The following is a 12,846-nucleotide window of genomic DNA, read 5'->3' as shown; positions in this document are numbered from 1 at the left end:
GTGGCCGGCGTCGCGGCGGACGTCCCCTTGGCGGGCGCGCCGGTGGGGGATACCGTGCTGGACTTCCCCCCAGTGGGAGGTGCTCCAGTAGGGGTGGGCGCGATGTTCGTGGGCACCGTCCCGGCAGCCGCCGCCTCATCGCCGACGGATTGCCCGGCGGACGGCCCCTTGGCGGACGCGCTTGCAGGCGGCGCAGCCTTGGACTCACCCCCGCCCCGCTTCGCGGCCTGTGCCTCCTGCGTCTCGACGCGCTGCGGGCCGCTGGCGGGCTGGCGGTCGACGCGCTGCGGCCCACTGGCCGGCTGCGACTGCAGGCCCGGCTTGGTCGGGGCCGTGTCCGGCGATGCCGACGACTGGGCCTGCCCCGGCTTCCTTGCCGTGGAAGCCCCGGGAGTGCCCGGTTTCGTCGGCGTGGAAGCCTTGGGAGTGCCCGGTTTCGCCGGTGTGGAGGCTTCGGGGGTGCCCGGTTTCGCCGGTGTGGAGCCCTTCGAGGCGCCCGGCTTCGCTGACGTGGCAGCGTCGGAGGTGCCGGCCTTCGTGGGTGTCTGAGCCGTGTCAGCCTTCTTGGGCGACTCGCCGCCATCCGGCTGCCCAGGCGTGGGCACGTTCCCGGAGGCCTCGGAATCCGCCTCCTCCGCGGTCGGCGGGTGGCCGATGTGGAGCGGCCCCGGAATCCGGAAGACGGCGGTGCTGCTCGCACTCACGTCGTCGGCCTCCGCCGAAGAGCTCTCGGACGAGCCCTCAGGCGCCCCTTCGGAGCCCTCCGAAGCGGACTCGAACGTCAGCTTCGGGATGACCCCGGTAGCCTCCGGATCGAAGGGCACGTCTGACTCCTCCTTGTCCCCACGCACATCCGAGGAGCCGGTGATCCCCGTTGTTGTCCTGCCATCGCCGTCCCGTTGCCTCACGTTGACCATCATGCGGCCCCGGACGACCCCTGGGTGACAGTCGCTTTCCCTGTTTCGCCGAACTTGAGAATCTTACGCAGTTTTCCGAAGATCAAAAGTGCCATCAGAAGCTCGCTGAAGAGCAATCCGTACCCCACCGCGTTCACCCCGGCGAACGGGAACAGCGCCAGGGTGGAGACCAGCACCAGCACGGCCAGCCCGATCTGGACGATCGCCAGCGACCGTGCCTGGCTCTGTGCCCGCAAAGCGCTCAGGTAGACCTCGATCAGCACCCGCGGCAGCACGGCCAGCGCCATCAGCCGCAGCAGCAGCGTGCCTTCTTCGGCGAAGGCGGACCCGAAGATGGTCAGGATCAGCGGCGCCCCGAGGATCGCCACGGCGATGATCGGAATGACGATCATGAACGCGCGCCGCAGCGCGTGCCGGCAGTTCTGGGCCAGTTTGGTGCGGTCGAAGGAGCCTTCGACGGTCAGCGACACCGCCATGTTCATGGCCAGCAGCTCGATCATGCTGGCCAGCGTGTGCGCCATCGAGAAGCGCCCGAACGTGGCCGCGCCCACCTGTGTGGCGACCACCACCGGCACCAGATACACGATCGCCAGGATCGACAGTGTCCCAGGGAAGTCCCCGGCCAGGAACCTGCCGATCTCCCGCAACCGGGGCGGCTCCTGAGCGGTATCGGACTGCTTCACGTGCCTGGGCACGACCACGCCGAAGATCAGCCAGTTCACCGGGATGAGGGCGAGCGCCGTCGGGATCACCCACGAGACGAAGATCCCGCCGGACGGCAGCGCGCCGGCCAGCGCGACCAGCAGCCCCATCTTGACCACGCCGAAGATCAGGTTGTTCAGGGGCACGAACGTGGCCCTGCGCAGCCCGGTCAGCACCACGTCCTGGAGCGTGAACACGGCCCACACCACCACGGACGCCAGGAAGAACAGCCCCGGCCCGAACCCGGCCAGCACCGAGTACGTCCGACCCCACATCGGCAGCGTCAGCAGGAACCCGAGGGCGGCGACCCCGCCCGTGGCGGCGGCCAGGCCGTACCCGCGCAGGATGAGCTCGGGCGTGCGGCGGCCGGCCACCGGCAGGAACCGGGCCAGCGCCCCCACGAACCCCAGCGCCGTCAGCGACGCGAACAGCCGCATCGCCGTGATCACCGCCTGCCCGCTGCCGAACTCCTCCGGCGAGTAGAAGTGGGCGGCCAGCAGCCAGTAGCCCATGCCGAGCACACCGGTGATGACGGTGTTCGCCATGAGCGCGTAGCCCTGAAGGAACAGGGGATTACGCAGGTCGCGACGGATCTTTTCCCAGATCCTAGACATTTCCGCGCACCCGTTGCAGCCCGTACCTCGTCCGCCGCACGACCGCGTACCCCTTGGTGAGGATGCGCTCGCGCAGGTAGATGAGAGGTACGGCGTTGCCTTCGACGGCGCGCTTGAACATGTTGATGGTCGTGCCCTTGCCGACCGTCAACCGGGGGATGGCGAGCATGTCGTGCCGGTCCGCGGCGATCGTGTTGTTCACGGCGCAGGCGGCGAAATATCCGGCCTTACGTACTTCGTGGCGGACGCGGGCGCTGGAGTACCCGTACGGGTAGGCCATGGTCGCGACCGGCGCGCCGATCTTCTCCTCCAGCAGGCCCTTGTTCCTGCGCAGCTCCTGGCGCAGGTCCTCGGTGCGGAGTTGGTCGAGCTGGGGGTGGCTGTGGCTGTGGCCGCCGATCTCGATGCCGGTCTGCGCGGCCTCGCGGGCCTGGCCCCACGACAGCATGCCGTCAAGGGGCCGGCCCGCGGCGTCCTTGCCAGCGTCGGACACCCAGCCGCTGGTCAGGAAGACCGTGGCCGGGAAGTTGTAGCGGTCGAGCAGCGGCAGCGCGTGGCTGTGGAAGTCGGCGTAGCCGTCGTCGAACGTCACCACGACCGGCTTCTCGGGCACCGAGTGGCCGTCGATCTTGTTGAGCGCGGCCACCAGGTCACCCAGCGTGAGCGGGGTGAAGCCGCTCTCCTTCAGGTACGCCAGCTGCTCGGCCAGGTCCGAGGGACGCACCGCGTGCGGGCGCGTCTCATCGTTGGGCTTGTCGGTGACGGAGTGGTACATCAGGATCGGAACTCTGATCATGATCGTGCCGCCTTCAGCCGTACGGAACCCACGGCGTAACCCCAGGTCGTCCAGGCCAGCCCGATCACGATCGCGGCGGCCCGGCCGAGCCCGCCCAGGTCACCGCGCAGCGCCTCGCCGAGGCCGCGCAAAGCGCCGAGCGGCAGCGTCTTGAGCGCGTGCGCCCGCTCACTGGCCAGCCCGTCCTGGGTCCCGACCTCCTGCGTCACCAGGGCCTTCGACAGCCCCTCCGCATAGCACCTGGACCTGAAGTAGGCGAACCGCTCGCGCTGCTTGGACACCTTGTGCCCGATCACCGCGCGCGGCTCGAACAGCATGACCGAGCCCGGCTTGCGCTGGCTCAGCCTGATGCAGAACTCCGTCTCCTCGCACCCCAGCGGGCGCGACTTGCGTCCCTGCACGCTGCGCCCGATGCCGCTGTGGAACCCGCCCACCTCGGACACGATCTCGCGCAGGAAGGCGGCGTTGCCGCCCATCACGTTACGGATCGGCGCACGTACCGCGGGCATGCCGCGGTAGGTGCAGCCGACCGTCCAGTCGAACTCGTACGGGAACCACCCCGGCCGCCGCCCCGACGCCCACAAGGGGTCGGTACGGCCGCCCACGCCCACCACGCCGGTTTCCTGGAAGCCCTCCTCCAAAGCCTCCAGCCACCCGGCATCGGCGACGGCGTCGTCGTCGAGGAACGCGACAATCTCACCGCCGGCCGTGGCCACGCCGGTGTTCTTGCCCCCCGACAGCCCCTGCTCGTGCGTGTTCTCCACCACGATGGCCTGCGGATATTCACGCTTGAGCTTGAGGTGCAGGTCGGGGTTGTGGTCGACCACCAGGATCAGCTCGTATGCCGGGCGTGTCTGGTTCTCGACCGACTCGACTGCCTGCCTGATGTCCTCCCACCGCTCCTCGGTGTAGACGCAGATGACAACAGACGTGTTCACAACAATCCTTTTTTTATGCGACGCCTCGGTCAGCGGCGGGAGTGGCAGTGGGCTCAGGCTGAGCAGGAGAGGGCTGGCGACGCCACTCCTTCAGGATGGTCTTGAGCACGCGGAAGCCATCTCGTACGACGTGAAGGTTGCTCTCGCCGTGAATGCGGTTGCGCTCGTGGCTCGGCACCTCGTACACCTTCAACCCGGCCTTGGCGGCCCGCACGTTCATCAGCGTCTCCACCTCGAAGCCGTCGCAGTCGAGGTTGAGCACGTCCAGGTGGCGGGCCCAGAAAGCGTTGTAGCCGTAGCACAGGTCGGTGTACTTGGTGTTGTACATGACGTTGACGATGCCGGTGAGGACCTTGTTGCCCAGGCGCCGGTTCAGCGTCAGGTCGTCGCTGCCGCCACCGGAGGCGTAGCGCGAGCCCTTGACGAAGTCGGCGCCCGTCACCAGCGCGCCCACGAAGTTGATGATCTCGCGGCCGTCGGTCGAGCCGTCCGCGTCGATCATGACGATGATGTCGCTGGTGCACGCGGCGAAACCGGCGGCCAGGGCGTCGCCCTTGCCCTTGCCCGTCTGCGTGATGATCTTCACGTTGGGCCGCAGGCGCTTTGCCACGGCCACCGTGTCGTCGGTGGAGTTGCCGTCGACGAGCACGATCTCGTCGATCCACTGCGGGATCGTGGCGAAGACGTGAGGCAGGTTCTCGGCCTCGTTCATCGCGGGCACGACCACGCTCACCGTCGGGGAAATGGCCAGGTGAGGTGTGACGGGCGTGAAGCTCGAGGGCGGCGGCATCGAACGCAGGGGCGAGGAGTGGATTTTGCCGTTGTGCTTGGTGATCTCGGGACTCATGGCGAGGGAAATTCCTTCCGGGGCCCTCCCGTGCTGGCCGGACGGAGCCGCTCCCGGGTGCTGCGGGAATGGCGAAGCCGGTGAACGGTGCATTGAAGGGTCCTGTGGAGTGAGGGTGTGTGCCGGGGGTCGGGGGGAGCGCTCAGCGCGCTCCCGTGGGTTCCTTGACTACTGCGCTGGGTGACTCCTGCTGCGGTTGCATCGAGGTGCGCACCCGACCGAAGCCCTTGAGGACACGGTCGGCCGCCCTATAAAGAGACGGTCGATCCATGACAATTGTTCGGGCTTTGTTGAAAGGAGTTCGGCCCATCCAGTGGACCGCCGCCGTCGCGGACGGTCTTGAGATGCGGCCTTCGGCAACGTACAAGACACCGCTCTTCAGCCAGTCTTTGTATTCCTTGCCGCCCTTGCCCATGTCGACCATGTGCAGCCCGTCGTTCGCGGCGGCCTCGGCCATCTGGAGATGGTGCACGATGCCCGGCGAGTAGCGGCTGTACTCGGTGTCGTAGGCGGGGAACCACCCTACAAGGGTGGTGGCCGTACGGAGGCCGAAATGCCCGGCAACCGGCACGTCACCGGCATAAAGCATGGTGAGGACGCCCGCGAAGTCCGATGAGTTCTCGGCATGCATCATGTCGGTCAGCTCGACGATCCACGGCTGGGCGAACCTGTCCACCCGGCCGGTGCGCCGATACTGGTCCGACTTCCAGGCCAGCAGGGTGCGCAGCACTTCGGGATCGGGCGAGGCCCACTCCAGGCGCAGCTCGCCGTGTTCCCTGCCGAGCTTGCGCTCCTTGTAGCGGACCGTCTTGAGGTTCTTCGGCGAGTTGGCCTTGACCTGCTCGATCCAGGTGTCGAAGCCGGCGGTGAAGTCCATGACCGGCGCGGGACGCACGTCCGTCTCGTAGGCGGCGAACGTCGGCTGCCCGGCCACCAGGTGATCGAAGTCGAACACGCTGAGCTTGCAGGCGCGCAGTAATGCCTTCGCGTCGAGCTTCAGGTCCGGAATCGAGATCAAACCGTGACAGGTAGTGAGGAAGCCGCCGAGTGGTTTGCCGATGCCGAAGCTGTGCCGCTCGTACGGGAAGAACCCCTTGATCCCGCTTCCGTCGGAAATGACCGCTACCCTCACGTAGTCGCGCAGGGTGTCCATCGCCACGGCGAACTCGACCGACAGGAACGGGTTGTCCAGACTCGGATCCGCCTTCTGCAGCTCACGCCATCGGTCCCGCTCGGCGCTCCCGAGCTCTCCCGGCCGAACTACCTGGATTTTCACCTTGCCCTGGCCCCCTGTTCCGTCTGCAGGCTCTTCCCCCGGTACAACACGCGCAGTACGTACATGAACCCTCCGAGCACGGCGACCGTCGCCACCCCGGCCCGTGGAGACCACGCGCCGAACAACAACATGGCCTCGGCGAGAAGCACGTTCAGCACGAGGCTTGCCGCGGCTCCTACTGATAGTGCGGCAAGGGGATCACGATCTCGCAACAGTCCCACCACCGCCGCCCCTGGGACCACGAGAAGGAACAGAGAGATCAAGAACGGGCGCAGCGGCGTCTCGATGTCGAACAGCGCGACTACGGCTCCCGCTATGCAGGCGAGCCCCACCAACCAGGCGAGGGCTCTGCGGTGCTGCGGCCTGAGCATCTCCGGTTTCTCTCCTGCTCTTACTGGTCAAAAGCGTTTGATCGCCAATTCATGGGACCAATGTGGGGCTGGGTGCGTCAATGGCGACGCTTGGCGACGCACTCCGGTTTACCGGCAGGAAGAGTTTTCTCGTGTGACCTTCAACACACGGTCAAGTGGTCACCGGCCCGATGTGGTCCCCAAGCACACCAGAATGCCCTATGAGGCCAGGGTTCTTCGAGTCAGGGTCCGATTCATCCCTGTTTGTCGTCCAAAGATGACTCTACTGTTGATTGACCCCTGCTTTACTGATCCGGATGGGGAGTGGTCGCCATCCCGCTGAGCGACTCGGACGGTTCGGGGGTCGGGGTCGGCTCCTCGGTCGGGGGGTCGGATGCCTCCGCGTCCCGGCCGTCCCAGGACAGCGCGCAGCTCGCCGTGCCGCCGTTCGAGGTGAAGGAGACCCGGCCGGTGCCGTCGCTGTCCGGGTCGATGACCGTCACCCAGATCCTCACCGAGCCCCCGGCCTTGATCGATCCGCTCGCCGGGAACACGTCCAGCCCCTGTGAGGCCGTCGCGACCCAGGACACCGAGGCGTTGCGTGCGCTGAGCCCGATCTTCGCGGCGCCGTCGAGGTCACCCGGGCAGGAGACACCGAGCTTCGCGCCGGGCGCGGGCCTGCGACGGGTGGTCGTGGGCACGGTCGCGGGCCTGGTGCTCGGCCGCGAGGCGGCCGGCCGCCCGCTCGGCGTGGCCCTGGCGGACCGGGTGGGGCTCGGCGCCGGCGACGGGGTGAGCTCGTCCTCCTCGGGCACGGGCTCGGACGTGGGGCTCTCCTCCGTGGCCTCGGCCGTGGGGGAGGAGACGGGCCGCGGCGCGGTGCCGTTCGAGGCCCCGCGTTCGTTGATCACTACCACGGCGCCCGTCGCGGCCAGCACGCACGCGCCCGCGAGCACCACCGGCGCCAGGCGGCGCGGCCTGCGCCGGCGCGTGCCCCGCCCGGCCGGCACGGGGAACCCGGCCCGGTCGAAGCTGTCCCCGCGATCCGTGATCAGGGTACGGGTCTGGTCGCGCTCGGGGTTGACGCACGTGTCGATCACCCGGCCGCGCAGGGAGAGCGGCGGGTACGCGACCGGCACCATGTCCAGGAGCCGCCCGGCCGAGATCTGCCGGTGCCGCCGCTCCGTACACACCTCGCACCCGCCGATGTGCCCCGACAGCCGCCGTCGCAGCAGCGGAGTGAGCGGTCCTTCCCACGAGTCCACCATCGCCGACAGGTCGGGGCAGTGCGCCCGGCCCGTCCTGGCCAGCACCACGGCCGCGGCGGCGATCTCCAGGTGGCCGCGAGCCCTGCCGAGCCTGGCCGCCGCCTGCCGCGAGGTCAGCGCCAGCACCGCGCCGACCTCGGACGGAGTCAGGCCGTGGCGCAGCGACAGCTCCAGCACCTCGCGGTCGATCCCGCTCAGCTCACCCAGCGTCTCGTGGACCAGGTCGGCCAGCTCGGGGTCGGCCGGCTCCTCCAGACCCGGCAGCGGCAGGCCGTGCGCAGGTGTGCCGCTCCTGTGCGCCATCCTGGCCCGGACCTGGAACCTGGCCAGCGCGTACAACCACGCCCGCAGCCGGCCGGGGTCCTTCAGCCGCGGCACGCACCCCTGCGCGGTGACCAGGGCGTCGTGCACGGCGTCCGCGGCCACGTCCTGACCCCTGGCCAGCGCGTACGCGTAGTCGTGCAGCCGGTCGGCGTAGGAGTCGAAGAGCCTCGCGGGAGCGTCGGCGTCCGCGCGCCGCAGAGCCTCCACCAGCTCCTGATCAGCGGCGCGATCGACGGTCGGCCATCCAGGCACGGATTCCCTCCCCGCAGGTACGACGGGGCACTGAAGCCCCACGCGGAGAGGACGCGGTCGTATCAGGACAGGTTCGCCCGCCATGCCCAACAGGCATGGTGGGCCTCACCCCGTGGAAATCACCCGTCGCAGTTGGGGGAGCAGAGGCGCCGCTCCATGCCCTGCAGGAAGAAGTCGCGGACCTGGAGGATGTTCTTGGCGATGTACGCCTCGCCGCCGGTCGCCTTGGCCAGCGCGTCCATCTGCTGCTTGCCCGGCCCGGCGTCGGGGCCGAAGGCGATGAGGATGATGCTGACCGGGCGCTTGGCGTTGTAGGTCTCCTGCAGGAACTTCAGGATGGCCGGGTTCTTGATGCCGCCGTCGGGATCGTCGTTGCCCGCGCCGTCCGTGAGGATCAGGATCGTATTGATCTTGTCCTGCTGGTACGTCTTCGTCATCTCCGTGTACGCGGCCTTGAGCGTGTCGTTCAGCCCGGTGTCACCCGTCGCCTTGGCCTGGATCGTGCTGAGCTGCTTGACCAGCAGGTCCTTGCGGAGCACCCCGTTGACGCTCTCGGTGAGCGGGCCGACGGGGATGAGCTGCTTCCAGTCCTTGCCCTGGCCGTCCAGGTGCGTGGAGAACGTCCACACGCCCAGCTCGGAGTCGGCGGCGAACAGGCTGAGACCCTCTGTGGCGATCTTGCCGATGGCCTGCATGCGGGTCATGCCCGTACCCGGCACCGGCAGGGCCATCGTCCCCGAGACGTCGAGCAGGGTGAGCAGGCGGGTGCCGAGGTTCAGCCGGGACCAGGTCTGCACCATCCTGCTCACGGTCGCGACATCGGGCGCGGGCAGGGCCTGCGGCTTCTCCGGCGTGAATCCCTTGTCCTTGGACAGCGCCTCGCCCGCCTTGCCGTCGGGAGTGCGGAAACCGGCGTCACGCAGGATCTTCTCGGCCGACGCCGTGGCGAGATCCTGCTTGAAGTCCGCCGCCGCCTTCAGCGTGGACGGGTCCTTGGTGAGGATCGTGATGGGGTAGTCGAGGTTGAGCGTGCCCTCCTGTGGATAGAGGGCGACCACCGGCGCCTCCGGCCGCTTGCTGTTGTGGGCGTGGATGGCCTGCTCGCTCGCGACGCCCACGGGGACCTTGCTGCCGGACTTGACGGTGAGGCTCGCCAGCAGCGCCGTCGAGTCGGACGCGAGCTGGCCCGACAACTCCTTCAGCGCTCCCACCAGCGCCTTGTCCTGCCCGGCCTCCTTGGCCGTGCCGGCCGCGGCCAGCAGCGCGGCCAGGCCCGCGGAGTTCTTCTGCGGGTCGAGGGCGAGCACGCGCACCTTCTTGCCGGGGCCGTCCACGTTCGCCACGTTCGCTGCGGCGATCATGCTGGACCAGCTCGGCTTGAGCGTGCTCGACAGCTTCGCCGCGGCCGACTTGGCCGCCGCGAGCACGACGGGCGAGACCGCGGCCGAGCCCTCCGGCTGCGGCAGCGCCTTGCCGGCGGGCGTGGCGCGCAGGGTCGCCATGAGCAGGCTGGAGTCCGCCACCCAGAAGTCGGCGGTGACCTTGCCCGCGGCCAGCGCGTTCGCCGTCCTGGCCGCGGCCTCCTTGGCCACCGTCACCTCGACGCACTTGCTGTCGATCGAGTGCATCGCCTTGTTGTAGTTGTCCGCGATCTTGGAAAGCGCGGGCTGGATGTCGGAGGTCGCGACGACGCGCAGCGGCAGCTTGCCGCCGGAGCAGTCGTGGTCGCGGTTGAAGATGACGAACGCGGCCACACCGAGCAGCACGGCGAGCGCGACGGCGCCGGCCAGTGGCACGAGCACCCTGCCGCGGCCGCTTCTGGCACGCCTGCGGGATGGCGGTTCGCTGGCTCTGTATCCGCCATCGAGCTCGTCTGTGCGGTGTCGCCCCACGATGTCCTCTTAGGTATGTTTGAGACCTTCCGGAGACCCTAGTCGGGAGATGCTCCGCAATACTCCGGGAACGATACTCGGTGCGGTCTGTGGTGCAAAACAGCCCTTTTGGTGCGGTGATTACCCTCTGTTGCGGTCATCGACCGGAGGCGTGACCGCGTTCCGGGTGTTCAGTGGCAGCATCCGTGCCCACGCCAGGCCCGCCTTCCCTCCCGTACGGCGACCGCGGCCACCGCCACCGCCACCGCCGGATCGACCCACCACCAGCCCAGGGTATTGAGCCACAGCCCTACCAGCACGCCGGCCGCCATGGCGCCGCAGAGCAGGTTCTGCGTGCCTTCGCCGGAGGTGGCCGCGGAGGCCAGCCGCCGGCCGAGCCGCCGCTTGGCCATCCCCAGCACCGGCATGCTGACCAGGCTGAACGTGGTCACCACGATCCCCAGCGCGCTCGGCGCCGCCCGCTGCCCCTCGCCCAGGTCGTGCACGACGTGGCAGACGAGGTAGGGCGCGAGCAGCCAGAAGCTCACCGCGACCGCCCGCCTGGCGGTGGTCTCCGCGCTCGGCGACAGCGTGCGCGCCCCGGTGAACCGCCAGACCACGATCAGGCTCGCCGCCGCCTCCACGAGCGCGGACAGTCCCCATCCGATCAGCGCCACCGAATGCGCCGCCAGGCCCGCCGCCAGGCCGAGCGTGCTCTCCACGCCCAGCCAGGCCAGCGTCGCCACGGAGAGCGCGCGGGCCGCGCGAGCAGCGCGCAGCCAATCGGCTGACGCGGCCGGACGCTCATGAATCCGCTGGTCAGGCACCGTGAACCCCCGAACTCCCGGCTATCCGGCCGTCGACAGCGCTCTGTAACGTACCCATCTCGGATCGTGACCTGGGATGGAGCCGGCAAAGGATGGTCAAGGTTCGCCGCATAATGAGCGGTGATCGTCCGGGGGGAGAGGGTCGTGCCGTTTACACCTAGTCACATAGCCGCCGTGGTGCCGCTGATCGCCTCGCCGCGCGTGCGCCGCTACGTCGACCCGTGGGCGCTGGCGGTGGGCGCGATGGTCCCGGACCTGCCGATCTTCCTGCCGTTCCTGCCCGACTACAGCAACTGGCACTCCTGGCTCGGCGTGGTCACCATCGACCTGCTGGCCGTACTGGTGCTGGTGCCGCTGTTCCACGCCGTTTTCAGGGATCCCCTGATCTCCCTGCTGCCGTCGTCCCTGGCGGGGCGCGCCGCGAACCTGGCCCCTTCGCGGCTCGCGCTCCTCCCCATGGCGGCCGGGGCCGTGATCGGCGCGGCTTCACACGTCGTGTGGGACTCCTTCACCCACTCCACCGGCCCATATGAGTGGGGCCCCTGGCTGTCCGTGTCCGTCTTCGGGGTGATCAGGCTCTTCCGCCTGCTGCAGTACGTCTCGTCCGTGATCGGGCTGGCCGTGGTGGTGTGGTGGGGGTGGCGCGGGCTGTCGCGGATGCCCTCGGCGCCCGTGCCGGACCGGCTGCGGATCGGCCCGCGCCTGCGGCGCTCCGTCATGGCGTTGTGCTCGGTGGGCATTGTGGCGGGGGCGTTCCTGTGGCCGCTGGTGGACGAGCCCAGCCCGGAGCTGGGCCTGCCGAGCGTGATCACCAAGACCGGCGCCGGCACGGTGATCGGCCTGTGCCTGGTGCTCACCTGCTATGCGGCGGTCTGGCAGGTCAGGCGGCGCATGGCCGCATCCGAAGGCACATGACCGGCCTGGCAGTATCAGAACGTGCTCGAGTACATAGCCGACACCGACGACCCGCGCCTGTCCGACTACACCCGGCTGCGGGACATGGAACTGCGCAAGAGCCTGGAGGCCGAGCGCGGCCTCTTCCTCGCCGAGGGCGAGAAGGTGATCAGGCGCGCCATCGGCGCCGGCTACCCGATCCGTTCGGTTCTGACCACGCCCCGCTGGCTGACCGCGCTGGCGGACGTCCTCGGCGACGCGACCGTCTACGTCGTGAGCGAGGAGATCATGTCGGGCATCGCGGGCTTCCAGATCCACCGCGGCGCCCTCGCCTCGATGGAACGCCTGCCGCTGCCTGCCGTCGACACCCTGCTCAAGGGCGGGGCGCGGCGACTGCTGGTGCTGGAGGACCTGGTCGACCACTCCAACGTCGGGGCGATCTTCCGATGTGCCGCCGCGCTGGGGGTGGAGGGGATCCTGCTGTCGCCCCGGTGCGCCGATCCGCTCTACCGGCGTGCGGTGAAGGTGTCGATGGGTGCGGTGTTCTCCATCCCGTACGCACGGATGGAGGACTGGTTCGAGGGGTTGTCGCAGGTGCGGGCGGCGGGCTTCCAGACGCTGGCCCTGACCCCGGACCAGACGGCCACGCCCATGGACGCCGTCAAGCTGGCGGATCGGGTCGCGCTGTTGCTCGGCTCCGAAGGGGACGGCCTGTCCTCCCACTGGCTGGAGGAGGCCGACGAGGCGGTGTGCATCCCGATGAGCGCGGCGGCGATGGCCGCGGGCGTGGACTCCCTCAACGTGGTGGCCGCCGCCGCGATCGCCTGCCACGGACTGATGCGCCGCTGACACTGCCAGTTAGCCAATTCGGACAAAACGGTTGATAATTCGCCAAGTGGGGCATTACTCTTCACCGCGACCCTGAGCTCCTCCTGCGGTAAGGCAAGTTTTGTCCAGAAGTGTGAAAGTC

12 protein-coding genes are annotated in these 12,846 nt (G+C 68.9%); 3 read left to right on the top strand and 9 right to left on the bottom strand.

Translation table 11 applies throughout. The annotated features are described in order from the left end of the window. Positions 1–198: 198 nt before the first annotated feature. Entirely contained in the window at positions 199–549 is a 351-nt protein-coding gene (locus tag ACTMTI_RS11825; RefSeq protein WP_441120308.1) for a hypothetical protein, read from the top strand. A gap of 367 nt (positions 550–916) precedes the next feature. Here the strand turns inward: ACTMTI_RS11825 and ACTMTI_RS11820 are convergent, their stop codons facing one another. The 9 genes from ACTMTI_RS11820 to ACTMTI_RS11780 form a co-directional block, all read right to left on the bottom strand. Continuing rightward, positions 917–2,233, bottom strand: a complete 1,317-nt coding sequence (locus ACTMTI_RS11820) for a lipopolysaccharide biosynthesis protein (RefSeq protein ID WP_441120307.1) — start codon at positions 2,231–2,233, stop codon at positions 917–919. Further along, positions 2,226–3,029, bottom strand: a complete 804-nt coding sequence (locus tag ACTMTI_RS11815) for a polysaccharide deacetylase family protein (protein ID WP_441120306.1) — start codon at positions 3,027–3,029, stop codon at positions 2,226–2,228. The genes ACTMTI_RS11820 and ACTMTI_RS11815 overlap by 8 nt, the downstream gene beginning before the upstream one ends. Next, the gene (locus ACTMTI_RS11810; protein ID WP_441120305.1) at positions 3,026–3,967 is read right to left on the bottom strand and encodes a glycosyltransferase family 2 protein; all 942 of its coding nucleotides are present in this window, start codon (positions 3,965–3,967) and stop codon (positions 3,026–3,028) included. Before ACTMTI_RS11810 ends, ACTMTI_RS11815 begins: the two co-directional genes overlap by 4 nt. A gap of 13 nt (positions 3,968–3,980) precedes the next feature. Beyond that, on the bottom strand, positions 3,981–4,814 hold the full coding sequence (locus tag ACTMTI_RS11805) for a glycosyltransferase family 2 protein (protein ID WP_441120304.1): 834 nt from the start codon (positions 4,812–4,814) through the stop codon (positions 3,981–3,983). Between the two features lie 142 nt (positions 4,815–4,956). After that, entirely contained in the window at positions 4,957–6,090 is a 1,134-nt protein-coding gene (locus tag ACTMTI_RS11800; protein ID WP_441120303.1) for a GNAT family N-acetyltransferase, read from the bottom strand. Further along, positions 6,087–6,461, bottom strand: a complete 375-nt coding sequence (locus ACTMTI_RS11795) for a hypothetical protein (RefSeq protein WP_441120302.1) — start codon at positions 6,459–6,461, stop codon at positions 6,087–6,089. Before ACTMTI_RS11795 ends, ACTMTI_RS11800 begins: the two co-directional genes overlap by 4 nt. Before the next feature lie 284 nt (positions 6,462–6,745). After that, entirely contained in the window at positions 6,746–8,284 is a 1,539-nt protein-coding gene (locus tag ACTMTI_RS11790; RefSeq protein ID WP_441120301.1) for a sigma factor, read from the bottom strand. Positions 8,285–8,403: 119 nt separating this feature from the next. Next, positions 8,404–10,080 carry a substrate-binding domain-containing protein gene (locus ACTMTI_RS11785; protein ID WP_441120300.1) on the bottom strand — a complete coding sequence of 559 codons (1,677 nt, stop codon included), beginning with the start codon at positions 10,078–10,080 and terminating at the stop codon, positions 8,404–8,406. A gap of 266 nt (positions 10,081–10,346) precedes the next feature. Then, positions 10,347–10,982, bottom strand: coding sequence for a cation transporter (locus ACTMTI_RS11780; RefSeq protein WP_441120299.1), 636 nt, complete (start codon positions 10,980–10,982; stop codon positions 10,347–10,349). A 144-nt stretch (positions 10,983–11,126) separates the two neighbouring features. Between ACTMTI_RS11780 and ACTMTI_RS11775 the strand changes: the two genes are divergently transcribed. Together ACTMTI_RS11775 and ACTMTI_RS11770 are read left to right on the top strand one after the other, a co-directional pair. Beyond that, positions 11,127–11,897, top strand: coding sequence for a DUF4184 family protein (locus ACTMTI_RS11775; protein ID WP_441120298.1), 771 nt, complete (start codon positions 11,127–11,129; stop codon positions 11,895–11,897). A 21-nt stretch (positions 11,898–11,918) separates the two neighbouring features. After that, a complete protein-coding gene (locus tag ACTMTI_RS11770; RefSeq protein ID WP_441120297.1) occupies positions 11,919–12,725 on the top strand; it encodes a TrmH family RNA methyltransferase in 807 nt (268 codons plus the stop codon). The last annotated feature ends 121 nt before the right edge of the window (positions 12,726–12,846 follow it).

The sequence above is a fragment of the Nonomuraea sp. H19 genome (genome assembly GCF_052068215.1).
Taxonomy (GTDB): domain Bacteria; phylum Actinomycetota; class Actinomycetes; order Streptosporangiales; family Streptosporangiaceae; genus Nonomuraea.
Note: the sequence above shows the minus strand (reverse complement) of the source record. Positions and strands in the feature narration are given on the sequence as shown.